The 18,866-nt window shown below is 62.6% G+C and carries 16 protein-coding genes and 1 other RNA gene; 6 read left to right on the forward strand and 11 right to left on the reverse strand.

Features of this window, described 5'->3' with window-relative positions; all coding sequences use genetic code 11:
- Nucleotides 1-124: 124 nt before the first annotated feature.
- Nucleotides 125-1,006 (forward strand): sulfurtransferase, encoded by an 882-nt coding sequence (locus tag ACWFUC_RS24095; protein WP_034336354.1) that lies wholly within the window; start codon nt 125-127, stop codon nt 1,004-1,006.
- Nucleotides 1,007-1,093: 87 nt separating this feature from the next.
- Here ACWFUC_RS24095 and ACWFUC_RS24100 read toward each other — a convergent pair whose 3' ends face one another.
- Together ACWFUC_RS24100 and ACWFUC_RS24105 are read right to left on the reverse strand one after the other, a co-directional pair.
- Nucleotides 1,094-1,669, reverse strand: a complete 576-nt coding sequence (locus ACWFUC_RS24100; RefSeq protein WP_008331321.1) for a flavodoxin family protein — start codon at nt 1,667-1,669, stop codon at nt 1,094-1,096.
- A 117-nt stretch (nt 1,670-1,786) separates the two neighbouring features.
- Nucleotides 1,787-2,488 (reverse strand): pirin family protein, encoded by a 702-nt coding sequence (locus ACWFUC_RS24105; RefSeq protein ID WP_489623581.1) that lies wholly within the window; start codon nt 2,486-2,488, stop codon nt 1,787-1,789.
- A 149-nt stretch (nt 2,489-2,637) separates the two neighbouring features.
- Here ACWFUC_RS24105 and ACWFUC_RS24110 point away from each other — a divergent pair, with 149 nt between their 5' ends.
- Nucleotides 2,638-3,576: a LysR family transcriptional regulator gene (locus tag ACWFUC_RS24110; RefSeq protein ID WP_121043281.1), complete on the forward strand. Its 939-nt coding sequence runs from the start codon at nt 2,638-2,640 to the stop codon at nt 3,574-3,576.
- Complete coding sequence (gene gluQRS, locus ACWFUC_RS24115) at nt 3,573-4,457, forward strand: tRNA glutamyl-Q(34) synthetase GluQRS (RefSeq protein WP_489623582.1); 885 nt, start codon at nt 3,573-3,575, stop codon at nt 4,455-4,457. The genes ACWFUC_RS24110 and gluQRS overlap by 4 nt, the downstream gene beginning before the upstream one ends.
- 24 nt (nt 4,458-4,481) lie before the next feature.
- On the opposite strand, the gene ACWFUC_RS24120 is transcribed toward gluQRS, so the two are convergent.
- Nucleotides 4,482-5,954 carry a DEAD/DEAH box helicase gene (locus ACWFUC_RS24120; protein ID WP_489623583.1) on the reverse strand — a complete coding sequence of 491 codons (1,473 nt, stop codon included), beginning with the start codon at nt 5,952-5,954 and terminating at the stop codon, nt 4,482-4,484.
- Nucleotides 5,955-6,311: 357 nt separating this feature from the next.
- The gene (locus tag ACWFUC_RS24125; protein ID WP_489623584.1) at nt 6,312-6,995 is read right to left on the reverse strand and encodes a fumarylacetoacetate hydrolase family protein; all 684 of its coding nucleotides are present in this window, start codon (nt 6,993-6,995) and stop codon (nt 6,312-6,314) included.
- 263 nt (nt 6,996-7,258) lie between these two features.
- On the opposite strand from ACWFUC_RS24125, the gene ACWFUC_RS24130 reads away from it, so the two are divergent.
- Both ACWFUC_RS24130 and ACWFUC_RS24135 read left to right on the forward strand, forming a co-directional pair.
- Nucleotides 7,259-9,070: a tetratricopeptide repeat protein gene (locus tag ACWFUC_RS24130; RefSeq protein WP_489623585.1), complete on the forward strand. Its 1,812-nt coding sequence runs from the start codon at nt 7,259-7,261 to the stop codon at nt 9,068-9,070.
- A gap of 181 nt (nt 9,071-9,251) precedes the next feature.
- Nucleotides 9,252-10,256 carry a glucokinase gene (locus tag ACWFUC_RS24135; protein WP_489637381.1) on the forward strand — a complete coding sequence of 335 codons (1,005 nt, stop codon included), beginning with the start codon at nt 9,252-9,254 and terminating at the stop codon, nt 10,254-10,256.
- Between the two features lie 165 nt (nt 10,257-10,421).
- Here ACWFUC_RS24135 and ffs read toward each other — a convergent pair.
- An RNA gene (ffs, locus tag ACWFUC_RS24140) (signal recognition particle sRNA small type) lies at nt 10,422-10,520 on the reverse strand.
- A gap of 163 nt (nt 10,521-10,683) precedes the next feature.
- A complete protein-coding gene (gene ubiD, locus ACWFUC_RS24145; protein WP_489623587.1) occupies nt 10,684-12,168 on the reverse strand; it encodes a 4-hydroxy-3-polyprenylbenzoate decarboxylase in 1,485 nt (494 codons plus the stop codon).
- A gap of 463 nt (nt 12,169-12,631) precedes the next feature.
- Between ubiD and ACWFUC_RS24150 the strand changes: the two genes are divergently transcribed.
- The gene (locus ACWFUC_RS24150; protein WP_489623588.1) at nt 12,632-13,630 is read left to right on the forward strand and encodes a transglycosylase SLT domain-containing protein; all 999 of its coding nucleotides are present in this window, start codon (nt 12,632-12,634) and stop codon (nt 13,628-13,630) included.
- Nucleotides 13,631-13,739: 109 nt separating this feature from the next.
- Here the strand turns inward: ACWFUC_RS24150 and ACWFUC_RS24155 are convergent, their stop codons facing one another.
- From ACWFUC_RS24155 to dusA, 5 genes are all read right to left on the reverse strand, one after another.
- Entirely contained in the window at nt 13,740-14,921 is a 1,182-nt protein-coding gene (locus tag ACWFUC_RS24155; protein WP_489623589.1) for a pyridoxal phosphate-dependent aminotransferase, read from the reverse strand.
- 96 nt (nt 14,922-15,017) lie between these two features.
- On the reverse strand, nt 15,018-15,488 hold the full coding sequence (nusB, locus tag ACWFUC_RS24160) for a transcription antitermination factor NusB (RefSeq protein ID WP_034337125.1): 471 nt from the start codon (nt 15,486-15,488) through the stop codon (nt 15,018-15,020).
- A gap of 105 nt (nt 15,489-15,593) precedes the next feature.
- Nucleotides 15,594-16,079 (reverse strand): 6,7-dimethyl-8-ribityllumazine synthase, encoded by a 486-nt coding sequence (gene ribH, locus ACWFUC_RS24165; RefSeq protein ID WP_006465461.1) that lies wholly within the window; start codon nt 16,077-16,079, stop codon nt 15,594-15,596.
- Between the two features lie 57 nt (nt 16,080-16,136).
- The gene (gene ribBA, locus ACWFUC_RS24170; protein WP_489623590.1) at nt 16,137-17,258 is read right to left on the reverse strand and encodes a bifunctional 3,4-dihydroxy-2-butanone-4-phosphate synthase/GTP cyclohydrolase II; all 1,122 of its coding nucleotides are present in this window, start codon (nt 17,256-17,258) and stop codon (nt 16,137-16,139) included.
- Nucleotides 17,259-17,351: 93 nt separating this feature from the next.
- Nucleotides 17,352-18,332 carry a tRNA dihydrouridine(20/20a) synthase DusA gene (gene dusA, locus ACWFUC_RS24175; protein WP_406851288.1) on the reverse strand — a complete coding sequence of 327 codons (981 nt, stop codon included), beginning with the start codon at nt 18,330-18,332 and terminating at the stop codon, nt 17,352-17,354.
- Between the last annotated feature and the right edge of the window lie 534 nt (nt 18,333-18,866).

Here is an 18,866-nt window from a genome sequence, read left to right on the forward strand (position 1 = left end):
GATCCTCCCGGCGTGCCTTGATCTGCATCAGAGAAGCCGCAGGCTCCGGCCAAATAACTGCGGCGAGCCGGGGTGCACGGTTATAATGCTGACGATTCAAAGACTTACAGTTGAGTACGCCATCATGCAGTCCCCGCAGACCCCCTACGTCAACATCGCCGCCTACAAGTTCATCAGCTTCGATGACACCGCTGAAAAGCGTCCGGCCTTTCTCGAAATTTGCCAGAAGAACAACCTTCGTGGCACCGTGATCCTGAGCCCGGAAGGCATCAATCTCTTCCTGGCCGGCCTGCGCCATGAAATCGACGCCTTTCTGGCCTGGCTGCGCGCCGATGCGCGCTTTGCCGATCTCACGGTCAAGGAGAGCTATTCCGAGAAGCAACCCTTCACCCGCATGCTGGTGAAACTGAAGGCCGAGATCATCACCATGAAGCATCCGCTGATCAAGCCGGAGCTGGGCCGTGCGCCTTTCGTGGAGCCGAAGGAACTCAAGCGCTGGCTGGACCAGGGTCATGACGACGAAGGCCGTCCGGTGGTGATGGTGGATACCCGCAATGGCTTCGAGGTCGATGTGGGTACGTTTGACAACACGGTGGACTATCGCATCAGCAAGTTCACGGAATTCCCGCAGGTGATCGAGGAGCACAAGGCCGATTTCGAGGGCAAGACGGTCGTCACCTTCTGCACGGGCGGCATTCGTTGCGAAAAGGCCGCGATTCATATGCAGAACATCGGCTATGACCATGTCTACCAGCTCGAAGGCGGCATCTTGAAGTATTTCGAGGATGTCGGCGGTGCCCATTACAACGGCGACTGCTTCGTCTTCGACTATCGCACCGCCCTGAGCCCGGAGTTGAAGGAAACCCAGACCGCCCAATGCTTCGCCTGCCGCGCTGTGGTCACCCCGCGTGAACAGCTCTCGCCGGATTACGTGCCGGGCAAGTCCTGTCCGCACTGCGCGCCCAAACAGCGGGCGGCGCAGGAAGCCAGCTCTGCAGCAGCCTGATTGCAGCGCGCTCTGGCAACGAAAAAGCCGACCCCTTGCGAGGTCGGCTTTTTTACATCTTCACGACTTGCGTCGATGAGATGAAGATTATTTCTTGAACTTGGCAGCCGTTTCAACCACGCGCGCACCGAACAGCTTGGCCGTTTCCAGGTCACCCGGCAGCGGGCCTTCTTCCGGCGAGGAGTCCGACGGGCTTTGCGCCATCAGGCCCGAGAAGGAACCGACGAAGTTGATGTCATTGCGCTGGGCCGCCTTGCTGTTGGCAGGCATCAGGCCGGTACCGACCCAGATCATGCTGTGCTGCATGCCCAGCGTGAACAGGTAGTGCAGGGTCGACAGCTTGTCGCCGTTCATGGTGGCAGAGTTGGTGAAGGCGGCACCGACCTTGTCCTTCCACTTCTGGCTGAACCAGGGCTTGGAGGAGGCGTCGGCGAACTTCTTGAACTGCCAGGACACGGTACCCATGTAGGTCGGCGAACCGAAGATGATGGCATCGGCCGCATCCAGGCTGGCCCATTGTGCATCGGTGATGGTGCCTTCGGCGCTGATGGCGATCAGCTCGACATCGGCACCGGCAACGCCGGCCGCGCCAGCCTGCACGGCTTCGGCCTGCTTCTTGGTGTGGCCGTAGCCGGAGTGGTAAACGATGGCAACTTTGGTCATGACGAAATTCCTTCTCTAGAGAGTGAAGTGACGCGGGGAAAACCGCCGGTGTGATCGGTACCGGCGGGTTGCTACTGCAAACTGCCTACTGCATTACTGAGTACGGCGCGCTCAAGATCAGCGCGGCAGGTCGAACAACAGGACTTCAGCCTTCTCGCCACCGCTGATCTCGATGCGGTCGACCGCACTGAGCTTGACGGCATCGCCCGCCTGCAGGGCCTGGCCATTGACGCTGATCTTGCCGCGGGCCACGTGCACATAGCCCAGGCGGCCCTGCGGCAAGGTGTACTCGGCCGCTTGTGCGCCGTCGAACAGACCTGCGTAGAGCTGGGCATCCTGGTTCATGCTGACCGAACCTTCACGGCCATCACGCGAAGCCACCAGGCGCAGCTTGCCGTCCTTGTCGGCGGCTGAAAAGTGCGCTTCCTGATAGCCCGGCTCGGCGCCGGCGCGGTCCGGCATGATCCAGATCTGCAGGAAGTGCGTGGTGCCATCCTGGGAGTGGTTGAACTCCGAGTGGCGCACGCCGGTCCCGGCACTCATGCGCTGCACGTCACCGGGACGGATCACGCTGCCGTTACCCATGCTGTCCTTGTGCGCAAGTTCACCTTCGAGCACATAGGAAATGATCTCCATGTCACGGTGGCCATGGGTACCAAAGCCCTGGCCTGCTGCCACGCGGTCTTCGTTGATCACCCGCAGCGGACCGAAGCCCATGTGCTTAGGATCATAGTAGTCCGCGAAGGAAAAGCTGTGATACGAATCCAGCCAACCGTGGTTGGCGTGGCCACGATCGTTCGCTTTGCGAAGTTCCATCATGTCAACACCTCTTTCTTGAGTGGGACCAAACCGGAATTGATTTGGTCAAAATGTTTGTCGATGGCGTCACTATAGTGGCTAACTTTTATGCAGATAAGGTCTAAAATCCGTAGTGTTCGTTCAAAAAATTTAAACAAGCGGAGCAAGACGTGAACCTGACCTTGGAATCCCTGCTGATCCTCGACATGATCGACCGCAAGGGCAGTTTTGCCGCGGCTGCCGTGGCCCTGGACCGGGTGCCCTCGGCCCTGACCTACAGCGTGCGCAAGCTGGAGGATGACCTGGATGTGCTGCTGTTCGACCGCCGTGGCCACCGGGCCCAGTTGACACCGGCGGGCCTGCAATTGTTGCAGGAAGGCCGTCATCTGCTGCTGGCTGCCAGCGACCTGGAGCAGCGCGTCAAGCGCACCGCCACCGGACGCGAAACGGAACTGCACATCGTGCTCAACAGCCTGATTCCTTTCGACAAGATGCTGCCGGTGATCGAAGCCTTTGACCGCGAAGAGTCCGGCACCCGCCTGCGCTTCACGCCCGGTGTACTGACCGGGGCCTGGGAAAAGCTCATCGAGGGCCGCGCCAACCTGGTCATCGGGGTGACCCTGGACGGGCCGGAAGTGGTGCGCACCAGCGGGCGCTTCCAGATGCAGGAGCTGGGGGCGGTGGACTGGGTCTTTGCAGTGGCCCCGACGCACCCGCTGGCCTCGGCCACCGAACCGCTGTCGGCAGAGCTGGTGCGCAGCCACCGGGCCATTGCCGTGGGCGACAACAGCCAGTCCCTGCCCACACTGACCATGGGTCTGCTGTCCGGCCAGGAAACGCTGACAGTGGCCACCGTGGCCGACAAGTTGCAAGCCCAGCTGGCAGGCCTCGGTTGCGGCCATCTGCCGCGCATCTGGGCCGAGCCCTATCTCGCCACCGGTGCGCTGGTGGAAAAACAGACGCTGGCCGCCAAACCCAACGACAATTTCATGGTGGCCTGGCCCAAGGCCGAGCAGGGCAAGTCACTGAAATGGTTCATTCAGCACCTGGCACAGCCGCACGTGCGGCAATCGCTGATCGGACCGATACCCATGCGGGATCCGGCATGAGCGGCAAAGCTTATGTAGGCCGCTTCGCGCCCTCGCCTTCCGGTCCGCTGCATGCGGGCTCGCTGGTGGCGGCACTGGCCAGCTATCTGGATGCCCGCGTGCACCATGGCCGCTGGCTACTACGCATCGAAGACATCGACGAGACCCGCACCGTGCCCGGCGCAGCAGACGACATCATCGCCACCTTGGCGGCACTGGATATGCACTCTGACGGACCGATTCTGGTGCAGAGCCAGCGCAAGGCACGCTACCAGCTTGCACGCGAGCATCTGGGCGCACTGGCCTATCCCTGCGGCTGCAGCCGCAAGGAAATCGCCGATTCCAGGGTCGGCACGGCCAGCGATGGTGCTGCGCTCTATCCCGGCACCTGCCGCCACGGACTGGCCCCCGGCAAGATGCCACGCACGCTGCGGCTGCGCGTGCCCGATGCCGGCCAGCCGAGCGAAATGGTGCAATTCACGGACCGCTGGCTGGGTCCGCAGGCGCAGCATCTGGCCTCGGAAGCCGGGGATTTCGTGCTGCAGCGGGCCGATGGCTTCTGGGCCTATCAGCTGGCGGTGGTGGTGGATGATGCAGAACAGGGCGTCACCGACATCGTGCGCGGGGCCGACCTGCTGGACTCGACGGCGCGGCAGATCTACCTGCAGGGCCTGCTGGGCTATGCGACGCCGCGCTACCTGCACGTGCCGCTGTTGATGAATGCGTCGGGGGAAAAGTTTTCCAAGCAGAACGGCGCCCAGGCACTGGACCTGGGCCAGCCGCTGCAAGCCTTGCAGCAGGCGGCGGCCTTTCTTGGACTGGACACGGGCGCGGCCCGCGACAGGGAAGGATTCTGGACATTGGCGCTCACCGGCTGGCGAGCGCGTTTCGGTCCGCGCTGAGAAAACGGATCAGCGCTTGCCGGATCAGCGCTTGGGCATGCCGCCCAGCAAGGCGGCGACCTTGGGCTTGGGACGGTTGTTCTTGGGCAGTTCCGGCTTGGTGGAGACGGTCTCGGTGGCGCTGGGCTCATAGGGCTTGAGGAACCAGGGATCGACCTTCTCGCGGCGTCCCGACGGGGCTGCGCCGTCGCGGCTGCTGCGGCTGCGCTCGCCACGGTCACTGCGTTCGCCACGCTCGGCGCGTTCGCCCCGGTCGCTGCGCTCGCCACGTTCCGAACGTTCACCGCGTTCACCCCGGTCAGCGCGCATGCGCGGCGCAAAGCCAGTCAGCTCTGCACGCTCGAATTTCTTCTTGATCAGCTTTTCGATATCGACCAGCAGGCGCTCATCCTTGTCGCAGAACAGCGAGATGGCGTCGCCCGAGGCACCCGCACGGCCGGTACGGCCGATGCGGTGCACGTAGTCTTCGGCGTTGTAGGGCAGGTCGTAATTGATGACGCAGGGCAGTTCGGCGATGTCCAGCCCGCGTGCGGCCACGTCGGTGGCCACCAGCACTTCAATCTGACCTTGCTTGAAGGCCTCCAGGGCGGCCATGCGCTCGGACTGGGTCTTGTCGCCGTGGATGGCAGAAGCCTTCACACCTTCGGCCAGCAAAGTGCGCGCCAGGCGCGACGCGCCGATCTTGGTGTTGGAGAAGACGATCACTTGCTTCAGTGCGCGCTGGCGAATGATGAAGCTGACCGCATCCGCCTTGGCAGCTTCCTCCACCTTGTAGATGGTCTGGCTGACGTTTTCTGCCGTGGCATTGCTGCGCGCGACTTCGATGGTCACCGGGTTGTTCTGGAAGCTGGCGGCCAGCTTCTTGATCTCGGGCGAGAAGGTGGCCGAGAACAGCAGGTTCTGGCGCTGCTTGGGCAGCAGGTTGATGATGCGCTGCAGGTCCGGCAGGAAGCCCATGTCGAGCATGCGGTCGGCTTCGTCCATGACCAGGATCTGGGTCTGGGACAGGTTCACCGTCTTTTGCTGCACGTGGTCCAGCAGGCGGCCCGGGGTGGCGATGACAATTTCCACGCCGGCACGCAGGGTGGCCGTTTGCGGTGCCATGTCCACGCCGCCGAAGACGACGGTGGAGCGCAGCGGGGTGAAGCGTGAATACGCCTTCACATTGTCGGCCACCTGGTCGGCCAGCTCGCGGGTCGGGGTCAGGATCAGGGCGCGCACCGGGTGGCGGGCGGGCGAGGCACTGTTGCTGGCATGGGCCAGCAGGCGCTGGATGATCGGCAGCGAGAAACCGGCGGTCTTGCCGGTGCCGGTCTGGGCGGCGCCCATCACGTCACGGCCTTGCAGCACCACAGGAATGGCCTGGGCCTGGATCGGGGTCGGATGGACGTAGCCTTGTTCGGACAAGGCTCGCAGGATATCGGGCGAAAGGCCGAAATCTTCAAAACGGACGGCAGGGGCAGCCGGTGCTGCGGACGCGGACGTGGTGTCGGACATGGTTTATTGCGAACGGTGCGACAGCGCCGCGGCAGCCGCCAGGCGGCTCCGGTGCATGGGGTGCATGCGCACGGGTTCTGATTGCTTTCTGTGTTGATGTGTTACGGGCGAACCGGCCAAACCTGCTCGGCCGGGCGCTTCGGATGATGCAAACGCTAACAACGATGCTGACCGGACGGACGACTTGCAATGCCCGGCATTCCTTGCGGAACTCCGTATTATACGCCGCATCGCCGCCGGCTTCATGACAGTTTGGTTTCGCCCCCCCTGCGCCCGGTCCGGGACCGGTGCAGGAAGCTGGCTGCGGGAGCCGGGCCGGGACCGCCAGAACCCGGCTGCACCCGGCCCGCGAGCGCTTCAGCCGATGGTGATGTTGATGTCCGGCAAGCCGTCCACATGGCCTTGCAACTGGTCTCCCTTGACCACCGCGCCCACGCCTTCGGGTGTCCCGGTATAGATCAGGTCGCCGGGGAACAGCTCCACCAGGCCGGACAGATAGGAAATGGTTTCGGCCACGTTCCAGATCAGGTCCGACAGGTCGCCCTGCTGGCGTACTTCGCCATTGACCTTGAGCCAGACGGCCCCCTTGTCGGGATGTCCGGACTGGGCCACGGGGACGATGGGCGCACAGGGGGCGGACTGGTCGAAGCCCTTGGCCATGTCCCAGGGACGGCCCAGCTTCTTGGCCTGCGCCTGCAGGTCACGGCGGGTCATGTCAAGCCCGACGGCGTAGCCGTAGACCAGTTCCAGCGCCTTTTCCACCGGAATCTCGCGGCCACCGCCGGAAAGTGCCACCACCAGTTCGATTTCGTGATGATAGTCAGCGGTCGCGGCCGGGTACGGCACCACGGAATCGGTGGGTACCACGGCGTCGGCCGGCTTCATGAAGAAGAACGGCGGCTCGCGGTCGGGATCATGGCCCATTTCGCGGGCGTGGGCGGCATAGTTGCGGCCCACGCAATAGATGCGGCGAACCGGGAACGGCGCACCGCCGACCACCGGGACGGTGGCCTGGGCGGGTGCGGGAATGGCGAAACTCATCGGGAAGACTCCGTGGTGGCGACGTGCATGCAACTGCATGCGGTGGATGAGGAACCGGTCAATGCCGGCTTGGCTTGCGCATCAGTTGTCTGATGTCCGGCTAGTGTAAAAGAAAAGCCGCGACTCCGCTTGCGGCCCCCAGCGAGAGATATAGGTGAGATTTCGGGCTGTAATCTGCTGAATAAAACTGCGCGGATTTGGGGACACTTGCAGGTCAACTGGCTGGTATTGCGCCGGCCCCTTTCTCTGTCCAGAACAAGATCATGCACCAGCAAGCAAACGCCTCCCTCATCCTGCTGCAAAAAGCCCTGGCCCTGCATCAAAAGGGTGATCTGGCCCCCGCCGAAGAGCTCTACAAGAAGGTCCTGGTCAAGCTTCCTGATCATTTCGAGGCCAATTATCTCTACGGCATGCTCAAGCTCCATCAGGAGGACTGGGAGGCGGCCGAAGCCCAGCTGGCGCATGCCATCGAACTCAATCCCGATCACCGCGACACCTATTTCGACCATGCCGGTGCGCTGGTCCACCTGGGCCGCGATGCCGAAGCCGTACAGCGCTACGACGAGATCCTGGCGCAGACGCCGGACTTCGCCGACGCGCTGCTGGCACGCGGCACTGCCCTGCGCCGCCTCAAACGCAGCCGCGAAGCCCTGGCCGACATTGAACGCGCAGCCGCATTGACGCCGGACAACCCCGATGCCTGGTTCCAGCTGGGCAACCTCCAGCACGAGTTCTACGGCTATCGCGATGCACGCGCCAGCTATGAGCGCGCCGTCGCCCTGCGCCCCGATTTCATCGAAGCCTGGTTCAACCTGGGCAATACCTGCAAGGACAGCTACCAGTTCGACGAGGCCCTGCGCGCCTACGACCACGCGCTGGAGGTGCAGCCGGACTTCTTCGAGGCTCAGTCCAACCGCGGCTTCGTGCTATTCAAGATGCAACGCCCGATGGAAGCGCTGGAAGCCTACGACCGCGCCATGGCGCTGGACGACAGCTCGCCGGACCTGTGGTTCAACCGCGGCTCGACGCTGGAACAGCTGTATCGCTTCAGCGAAGCCACCGAGTGCTACCGCCGCGCCCGCGAGCTCAAGCCCGATGCCAGCTCCGCCGCCTGGAACGATGCCCTGCTGAAACTGCGCCAGGGCGACTTCGCCAATGGCTGGCCCGCCTACGAGTCGCGCTGGGCGACCGAACAGATGCGCACGCAGGTCCGCCAATTCCTGCAGCCGCTCTGGCTGGGACAGCAATCCCTGCAGGACAAGACCATCCTGATCCACGCCGAACAAGGCTTTGGCGACACCCTGCAATTCGTGCGCTACCTGCCCCAGGTGGCCGCTCTCGGCGCACGCGTGATTCTGGAAGTGCCACCGGCGCTGGTCCGCCTGCTGGCCAAGGTGCCGGGAGCGGCCCAGGTCATCAGCAGCGACCAGTTCATGCGTCCCGGTTTCGACTATCACTGCCCGCTGATGAGCCTGCCGCTGGCCTGCAAGTCCTTCAGCGAAGCCGACATTCCGCGCTCTCCCTATCTGCTGCCCGACGCCGACGCCTGGGCCACCTGGCTGCAGCGCCTGCCGCGCAACCGCGCCATGCGCGTCGGCCTGGTCTGGGCCGGCAGCTCGGCCCAGACACATCCGGATGCAGTACGCATCGACGGCGAGCGCTCCCTGCCCTTCGAGGCGCTGGCTCCCGTGGTGGAACTGGCGCAGGAGCATGCACAACTGGAATTCTATTCCGTCCAGGTTGGCGAGGCCGCGGTGGCCCAGCTGCGCAACCATCCGCTGGCCAGCCATGTGCGTGATTGTTCTGCGGAATTGCAGGACTTTGCCGACACCTCCGGGCTGATCGCCAATCTCGACCTGCTCATCAGCGTCGACACCTCGGTCTGCCATCTGGCCGGTGCCCTGGGCAAGCCGGTGTGGCTGCTCAATCGCGCCAACACCTGCTGGCGCTGGCAGCTGGAACGCAGCGATACGCCCTGGTATCCGGGCATGCACCTGTTCCGCCAGAAGCAGACCGGCGACTGGAGCGAGGTCGTCGCCGAAGTGCGCAACGCGCTGCTACAACAGTTGGCCTGATGCTGTTACCATGCGCGCCGATGCGGATGAGCAGCTCATCCGCCGGAACCTGGCGCGCCGCTTCGCCTCATACCCTGTAACGCATCCGCACCAGGATCCGCCCGAACTCCATTGCAATTCGACAGGCGGCACGGCCACGCGCCCTGCCGCCTGTTGGTATGAAGAAAACAAGGACAAGACGATGCACGCCCCCACTCCCTCTTCGAGCAAGCCGCCCCACGCCGGCGGTCCGCGCCTGCTGGCCGACATCGGCGGCACCAATGCCCGTTTCGCGCTGGAAACTTCACCGGGCCATATAGAGCAAGTGCAGGTCCTGCGCGGTGCCGACTATCCGCAATTCACCGATGCCGTGCAGGCCTACCTCCAGCTGGCTGGCCAACCCGCCGTGAAACACGCGGTGGTGGCCATCGCCAATCCGGTGCAAGGCGACCAGATCAAGATGACCAACCACGACTGGGCCTTCTCCATTGAAGCGGCACGCCAGTTGCTGGGCTTTGACCTGCTGCTGGTGGTCAATGACTTCACGGCGCTGTCGATGGCCGTGCCGCAATTGCGCGCCGATGAATTGCAGCAGATCGGTGGCGGCACACCCAGGGCGGGCCAGCCGGTCGGCCTGGTTGGTGCCGGCACGGGATTGGGCGTGGGCGGGCTGGTGCGCGGCGATGGCCACTGGCTGCCGCTGGCCAGCGAAGGTGGCCACGTTGCCTTCGCTCCGGCCAATGCGCGTGAAGCGGCCGTGCTGGACTACGCCTGGCAATTCCATGAACACGTCTCGGCTGAACGCCTGGTCTCGGGCCCCGGCCTCGAATTCATCCATCGCGCCCTGCTGGCCATCGATGGCCATCCCGCCGCCGAACTGAAGGCCGCCGAGATCGTGGACGGCGCACTCAAACAAGGCGATACAGTGTGCATGGAAACGCTGGACCTGTTCTGCAGCATGCTCGGTACCGTCGCGGCCGACCTGGCGCTGACGCTGGGTGCGCTTGGCGGCATCTATATTGGGGGCGGGGTGGTACCGCACCTGGGCGAGTACTTCGCCCGCTCGCCCTTCCGCGCACGCTTCGAGAACAAGGGCCGCATGTCGGTGCTGACCAAGGCCATTCCGACCTATGTGATCACGGCGGAATATCCGGCCTTCACGGGTGTGTCGGCGATCCTGGCTGACCGGCTGGATCCGCACGAGTAATCAAAGGCAAGGCCGGGAGGTTTTGCGGGAGGCTGATGCGGCAAGTTCGCGTCAGCCTTTTTTCATGGCATCGCGCAATGACGACACTACAGGGACGACAACGAAAGAGGTAAAGCGAGAGGGAGGACCTGCCGGAACAACAGAAGAAGAAACAGAAGAGAGATAAGAGGCGAGCCTTGTCTGCGGCACTTGCGGGAAATGGCTGTGGCTGCTTCGTTCCCGACCTGACCAGGTTGACCATGCCACAATGCGCAGGGGCCCGCCGGGGTGCATTGTATCCCAGATCACACACTTGCTGCCAGAGAAATCATTGCAGTGCATCAGAAAGTGAAAAGCCGCGCAAATTGATTAAACAATTTACGCGGCTTTTTGCCTGAAGCTTCACTTCGGCGATGGGCGCATCCAACGGCGTGTGCACCCTGCCCGCTCAGATACCCAGGTCCTGCCAGATGGCATCGACACGTTTCTTCACATCGTCGCTCATCACGATGGGTGTACCCCATTCCCGGCTGGTTTCACCCGGCCACTTGTTGGTGGCATCGATGCCCATCTTGCTGCCCAGGCCGCTGATGGGCGAGGCGAAGTCCAGGTAATCGATGGGGGTGTTGTCCACCATGACGGTATCGCGCACCGGGTCCACGCGGGTGGTGATGGCCCAGATCACTTCCTTCCAGTCGCGGATGTCGACATCCTCATCGACCACCACGATGAACTTGGTGTACATGAACTGGCGCAGGAAGCTCCACACTCCGAACATGACCCGCTTGGCGTGGCCTGCGTAAGATTTCTTCATCTGCACCACGGCCATGCGATAGCTGCATCCCTCCGGCGGCAAGTAGAAATCGGTGATTTCGGCGAACTGCTTCTGCAGCAGCGGGACGAAAACTTCATTCAACGCCACACCCAGCACGGCCGGCTCATCGGGCGGTTTGCCGGTATAGGTGGAATGATAGATGGCATCGCGCCGCATGGTGATGCGGTCGATGGTGAAGACCGGGAACCAGTCCTGCTCATTGTAGTAACCGGTGTGATCGCCATACGGACCTTCAAGCGCATGCTCGAATCCCGACGCGTGTTTTTCATCCGGATAGATATGCCCTTCCAGCACGATCTCGGCCGAGGCCGGCACGCGCAACTCGCTGCCCATGGCCTTGACCAGCTCGGTGCGGCTGCCGCGCAGCAGGCCGGCGAACTGGTATTCGGAGAGGCTGTCCGGCACCGGCGTGACTGCACCTAATATAGTGGCGGGATCGGCACCCAAGGCCACGGCGATCGGATAGGGCTTGCCGGGGTTGGCAATGCAGTGCTCACGGAAGTCCAGCGCACCGCCGCGATGGGCCAGCCAGCGCATGATGACCTTGTTCGGCCCCAACACCTGCTGGCGATAGATGCCCAGGTTCTGGCGCTTCTTGTTCGGGCCCTTGGTGATGACCAGGCCCCAGGTGATGAGCGGCGCGATGTCGCCCGGCCAGCAGTGCTGGATCGGCAGGCGCGACAGATCCACCTCCTTGCCTTCCCACACCACATCCTGGCAGGGGGCCGAGCCGCGCTCCTTGGGGGCCATGTCCCACAGCGACTTCACCAGCCCGCCCAGATCCAGCACATCCTTGATGCCCTTGGGCGGCTCAGGCTCCTTCAGGCGCGCCAGCAGATGGCCGATGCGGCGCAGTTCGCTGATGCTGTCGGCCCCCATTCCCAGGGCCACACGATGCGGTGTACCGAAAAGATTCGCTAACACCGGGATATTTTTCTTGTCGACCTGCTCAAAAAGGAGCGCCGGACCTTCCGCACGGAGGGTGCGGTCGGCGATTTCGGTCATCTCAAGATGCGACGACACCGGGTGCGAGACACGCTTGAGCTCACCTTTTTGTTGCAACTGAGAAATAAAATCGCGTAAATCAGTGTATTTCATACTTTTTAACAAATTTCTTTTTGCATCACAGCCGGCTCAAGTAACCCCGGCAAACGCTTGATTCTATTGATTTTTGAAGGAAGGCCACGCGCAATATGATACACAAAAGTTATAAAGAACTATTTTCATAGTATTGACTCGATATAAAGTGGCTTCTACAATGCGCCCACTCTAAACCGAAGAGGTGAGCCGTGGGCTCGTAGAGGCTTGATCGAAAACAGTCGAGCCAAGCAAGGTATCCAGGGATCCGGGGTCCCAGCAACTCAAGAAGTGTGTCCAGGGCGTCAGCCCTACCCCCCGAAACATGCCATCCGACGGCAGGGCCAGCAGGCCTCGCGGATGGCCTTGCCGTAACGCCTTGCGACGGTAACGTAATAGATTGCAGCGACGACAGTTCAGCCGTTTGGTCTTCACTTCTTGGCCAGGCGCGCCCTGTTTTTGCCGCAATAACGCAGGAGGTTCAATGTCCAACCAAGCTTCCGAGGCGCCTTTAGCGGGCACCTCGCAGATGGTTCGCCGCGTGGATTTCCGGAATCTCTCCGGGAACCCGCGCATTGCTCAATTTTTCGGCATCGCCCATCGTCTGCTGACGATTCTGGGTATCGCCGCGCTGTTCGTACTGGGCCTGATGTTCTTCAACCCCGACCTGGCCGACAAGCTGATCAGCATGTCGCCCTTCTCGGATGCTGCTGAAGAGGTCGCGGAAGCCGACGCTCCCGCCGCTCCGGCGCTGGCTGACCTGATGGCACCCACCGCACCGGTCGCTACCGTGAGCGCCCTGGCGGGCGCAGCAGCTGCCAGCTCGGTGCAGCAGGCTACGGCATCCGCACCCGCCCAGGCCCTGTCGCCTGAGGAACGCCAGTTGATCGGCAATCCGCGCCAGCAGAAGCTGGTGACCAACTGGCTGGCCAAGCGCTATCGCGTAGCAAGCGATGCTGCTGACATGCTGGTGTCGGCGGCTTACCTGACGGCGCGCGACATCAAGCTCGATCCGCTGCTGATCCTGTCGGTGATCGCCATCGAATCGCGCTTCAATCCCTTCGCCGAAAGCCCGATGGGTGCGCAGGGCCTGATGCAGGTGATGTCCAAGGTGCACCACGACAAATTCCAGGAACTGGGCGGCATCAAGGCGGCCCTCAATCCGGTGGCCAACATCCGTGTCGGTTCGCAGATCCTGAAGGAATATGTCACCCGTGGCGGTTCGGTGGAAGCCGGCCTGAAGAGCTACGTGGGTGCGGCTGACATGGCCAATGATGGCGGCTATGGCATCAAGGTGCTGTCCGAATACCAGAACCTGAAGCAAGTGGCGATGGGCAAGAACGTCTCCATCTACACCACGGCCACCGTCAAGCTGCCGCCGGCCTCGGGTGTGTCGGCCAGCGCAGATCAGCCGAAGCCAACGGCCAACAACGTAGCCTCGGCGGCCAAGCCCAAGACGGAAGAACAACTCGCTGCCCTGTAATATTGTTTGTGCAGTTTGGCGTGTTGCGATGTGAATATTACCGGTATTCAGAACGCATGAAAAAAGGAGCCCTCGGGCTCCTTTTTTTTGCGTCTTCTCGTTTCGCGCTTCAGGCCGCCTTGCGACGTCCGTCGAAGAACACACGCAGACGCGCTACGGCTTCCTGCAGCTTTTCCATCGACGTCGCATAAGACAGGCGGATGTAGCGGCGCGCCGTGAAGGGCCCGAAATCCAGCCCTGGCACCAGCACCACGCCGGCCTCGTTGAGCATGTCCAGGCTGAGCTGGTCGGCATCGTCGGACAGCGCGCTGCAATCAGCATAAACATAGAAGGCACCGTCGGGAACGACCGGTACCGTGAAGCCCAGGCTTTCCAGCGCCGGCACGATGTAGTCGCGGCGGCGCTTGAACTCGGCCTTGCGTTCTTCGTAGATGGCCAGGGTCTCGGGCGTAAAGCAGGCCACGGCGGCATGCTGGGCAATCGAGGATGCACAGATCAGCAGGTTCTGCGCCAGCTTCTCGACCTGCGGCACCAGGGCCGGCGGCAGCACCAGCCAACCCAGGCGCCAGCCGGTCATGTTGAAATACTTGGAGAAGCTGTTGATGACCACCACGTCCTCGCCCAGCGACAGCGCCGAGAACGGCGCACCTTCATAGGACAAGCCCTGATAGATCTCATCGACGATGGTAAAGCCGCCGCGCTGGCGCACTTCGCCCTGGATCGCGCGCAACTCGTCAGGCTCGATGGACGTGCCGGTGGGATTGGAAGGCGAAGCCAGCAGCACGCCGCGCGTCTTGTCACCCCAGTGCTCGCGCACCATCTGCGCCGACAGCTGGAAGCGATGTTCCGGCCCGCTGGCGATGAGCTTGGCGCGTCCCTCGAAGGCCGCCACGAAATGGCGGTTGCAGGGATAGCTGGGGTCGGGCATCAGTACTTCGCTGTCGCGCTCCACCAGCGCGGCACAGGCCAGCAACAGCGCGGCCGAGGCCCCGGCGGTGATGACGATGCGTTCCGGCGCGATCTCCAGGCCGTAGACGCTGCGATAGTGCTGCGAGATGGCCGTACGCAGGGCCGGCAGGCCGGTGGCCGAGGTGTACTGCATCTTGCCTTCGGCCATGGCGCGGGTAGCGGCCTCGACCACGGCGGGCGGCGCGGTGAAATCGGGCTCGCCGATGCCCATGTGGATCAGGTCACGTCCCTGCTGGGCCAGGATATCGGCCTTCTTGGACAATTCCATCACATGGAAGGGAGCGATGTGCTGCAAACGTGAAGCAAGCTGGTTCAGGTTCATGCGCTAATTCCAGACAACATGGGCAAAAAAAGACAAGACGGCGACCGCCTCTGCTGTGCCGTCCAAAAAACGAGCAAAGCGCCGGCACGGAGCCGGTCAGCGGCGACCGGCCGCTTCCACTTCGGTGGCGCGTGCCTGGGCCGCGAAACGGTCCAGCACGCCGTTGACGTACTTGTGACCATCGATGCCGCCGAAGGACTTGGTCAGTTCAACGGCTTCGTTGATGACCACCTTGTAGGGGATCTCGATGTGGTTCTGCAGCTCGTAAGCACCGATCAGCAGCGCGGCGTGTTCCACCGGCGACAGCTCCTTGATGGGACGGTCGATCAGTGGCTCCAGCGCTGCACGCAGCTTTTCGGCGTCACGGATGGCGCCGGTGAGCAGGGTATCGAAGTGCTCGGCGTCGGCCTTGTCGAAACCGTGGGCTTCGCGGATGTGGGCTTCGATGGCACCCGCGTCCTCGTGGTTGAGCAGCCACTGGTACAAGCCCTGCAACGCGAACTCGCGCGCGCGATGGCGCGGGGTGCGGTTCTTGTTCGAATTGGCGTGTGGAGTTTTGTTCGACATGATGAATGCGGCCTGAGCCTTGGATAACTGAAACAAATGAATGCGAGTGCCGGCGCGGGCCGGCGGGGGCGGCAGCGGGATGTGCATCCCGCCACTGCCCGTGAATTATTCTTCTTCGGTGGCCTGGCCGAGTTCTTCCAGCACGATGGACAGGTTGGCCATCTCCACCGCCACGCGGGCCGCGTCAGCGCCCTTCTCGGCCATGCGGACTTCGGCTTGCTCGTCGTTCTCGGTGGTCAGCACGGCGTTGGCGATGGGCAGGCCGAAATCCAGTCCGATGCGGGTGATGCCGGCACCGGATTCGTTGGAGACCAGCTCGAAGTGATAGGTCTCACCGCGAATGACGGCACCCAGGGCGATCAGGGCGTCGAACTGTTCGGTCTCGGCCATCTTCTGCAGCGCCAGGGGGATTTCCAGGGCACCTGGCACGGTCACGTGCAGGATGTCCTCGTCGGCCACGCCGAGGTGCTTCAGCTCAGCCAGGCAGGCGGCCAGCAGGCCGTGGCAGACGTCTTCGTTGAAGCGCGCCTGGACGATACCGATGCGCAAGCTCTCGCCATTGAAGTCTGGTTCATAGGTTCCGATGGTCATGGCTGTTCCTTCTTGATAGGTTGACTTGCGTAATTCTTGATAGCCGGAGCCGTGCGCTCACGCACCTTCGCGTGCCTGGTAACCGGTCACTTCCAGCTGGAAGCCGGTCATCGACGGCATCTTGCGCGGGCTGGCCAGCAGCTTCATCTTGCACACGCCGAGATCTCTCAGGATCTGCGCGCCGATACCATAGGTGCGCAGGTCCATCCGGTCCGCGCGGCTGGGCTTGGCAGCCTCGGGCGTGCCGACCTTGTTGAGTGCGCCGAACTGGTCGAACATCTGCTGCGCCGATTCTTCGCAGTTGAGCAGCACGATCACGCCGGACTCGGCTTCCTGCACCGCCTTCATGGCGGCGGCCAGGTTCCACGAGTGAGTGGTCACGCCGGCTTCGAGCAGGTCCAGGATGGAGACCGGCTGGTGCACGCGCACCAGGGTTTCGCGGCCGGGCTGGATGTCGCCACGCACCAGTGCCAGGTGCGCACCGCCCGAGGGGGTGTCGCGGTAGGCGATGGCCTTGAAGCTGCCGTGGGCAGTCTGCATCTCGCGCTCGGCCACGCGCTCGATGATGCTTTCGTTGCGGCTGCGGTAATGGATCAGGTCGGCGATGGTACCGATCTTCAGTTTGTGTTTTTCGGCGAACTCCAGCAGGTCCGGCAGGCGCGCCATGGTGCCGTCATCCTTCAGGATCTCGCAGATCACGGAAGCAGGCGTCAGGCCGGCCATGGCAGTGAGGTCGCAACCGGCTTCGGTGTGGCCGGCGCGCATCAGCACCCCGCCCTTTTGTGCGCGCAGCGGGAAGATGTGGCCCGGCTGCACCAGATCCGACGGCTTGGCGCCCTTGGAGGCGGCTACCTGGATCGTGCGCGCGCGGTCGGCGGCGGAGATGCCGGTAGTCACGCCTTCCGCAGCCTCGATGGAGACGGTGAAATTGGTGCCGTAGGGCGTGCCGTTGCGGGTGGCCATCAGCGGCAGGTCGAGCTGGTCCACGTGCTCTTCGGTCAGCGTCAGGCAGACCAGGCCACGCGCATGCGTGACCATGAAATTGATGGCTTCGGGCGTGACGAAGTCGGTGGCCAGCACCAGGTCCCCTTCGTTTTCGCGGTCTTCTTCATCGACCAGAATCACCATGCGGCCGGCACGGAGTTCGGCGACGATTTCTTCGGTTGTAGCAAGTGGCATGTTCGCGCTCTTTTCCCAATTGGAACCCGCTATTTTAAAGGATTGCGGGCCTCTTCCGCTGGCCAATTACGCCAATCCGGCGATTCAGGCCATTCAGGCGATTTGTGCCGCCTGGGCCGCCTGCGTGCGTTGCAGCGCTTCCAGCAACAGAGCCGGGTCGCCCAGGGCCAGGCGCTTGGAATCCGACAAGGTTTGGCGGAAAGCGCGCGCACCAGGCATGCCGGTCAGCAGGCCCAGCATGTGACGGGTGATGCTGTTCAAGCGCAGGCCGCGGCCATTGTCGCCGTGCAATTCCAGCTGGCGCTTGATGTAGGGCAACATGGCCTCGATCACCTCGGCCCGGCTGGGCTGGCGGCCGCCGTCCAGATCACCGTAATAGCGGGCATCGAAGGACGCCATCAGATAGGGGTTGTGATACGCCTCGCGGCCCAGCATGACGCCGTCCACATGCTTCAAATGCTCATCGATCTCGGGCAGGGTCTTGATACCGCCGTTGATGAGGATTTCCAGCTCCGGGAAATCCTGCTTCAGCTGATAGGCGTAGTGATACTTCAGCGGCGGGATCTCGCGATTTTCCTTGGGACTCAGGCCCTTGAGGATGGCATTGCGGGCATGCACGATGAAGGTCTTGCAGCCGGCCTCAGCAATCTGGCCGACGAAATCGCGCACGAAGTCATAGGATTGCACGTCATCGATGCCGATGCGGTGCTTCACGGTCACGTCGATGGAGACCGCATCCTTCATGGCTTTGACGCAATCGGCCACCAGCGTGGGCTCGCCCATCAGACAGGCGCCGAAAGCCCCCTTCTGGACGCGCTCGGACGGGCAGCCGCAGTTCAGGTTGATCTCGTCATAGCCCCATTGCTCACCCAGTTTGGCGCTGTGCGCCAGGTCGGACGGCTCGCTGCCGCCCAGCTGCAGGGCGACCGGATGTTCCTGCTCGTCGAAATCCAGATGGCGCGGCACATCCCCATGCAGCAGCGCACCGGTGGTGACCATCTCGGTATACAGCCAGGTGTGGCGGGTGATCTGGCGATGGAAGACGCGGCAGTGGCGGTCGGTCCAGTCCATCATGGGAGCGACCGACAGCGTACGCGGAGGCAGGGCTTTCTTCATAAAAAGACGAAATGCTTCATTCAAGGTTCTGGGATGCGCACCGGAAAGCGGATGGCAGGTGGCTATGCGGCGCAGGAGACGAAGGAAGGTTCACATCCCCCTCCTGGCGCCCGGGATCAGCCGCAGCGGCAAATAGAAAGCCCGCAAGGCTTGCGCATTGCGGGCTGGTGTCCCCTCTATCCTCTTCGAGATAGGATTTTTCGTACAACGGACACGATTCTGCACCACAATCCGGCAGCCGTCATTTCGCAATGCACAAAAACAGCGCATCGCAAACGATCTTGGACAAACGTTCATCTCACACACCGGTGAACGGAAGCAAACAGCTTCATTTTCCCCCGCCCGGCAGGCCTGACACCCACAGCAGCAAGCCTTCGCGCCGAAAGGCAAAAAAAAAGCCCACAACCGAAGTTGCGGGCTTGAATCCAATTCTTTAGGAGGAAATTGGAGGAGACAGGTGTAACTATATGGCAGTGCATCATGGCTGTCTGC

The organism is Herbaspirillum sp. Her4, assembly GCF_057961335.1.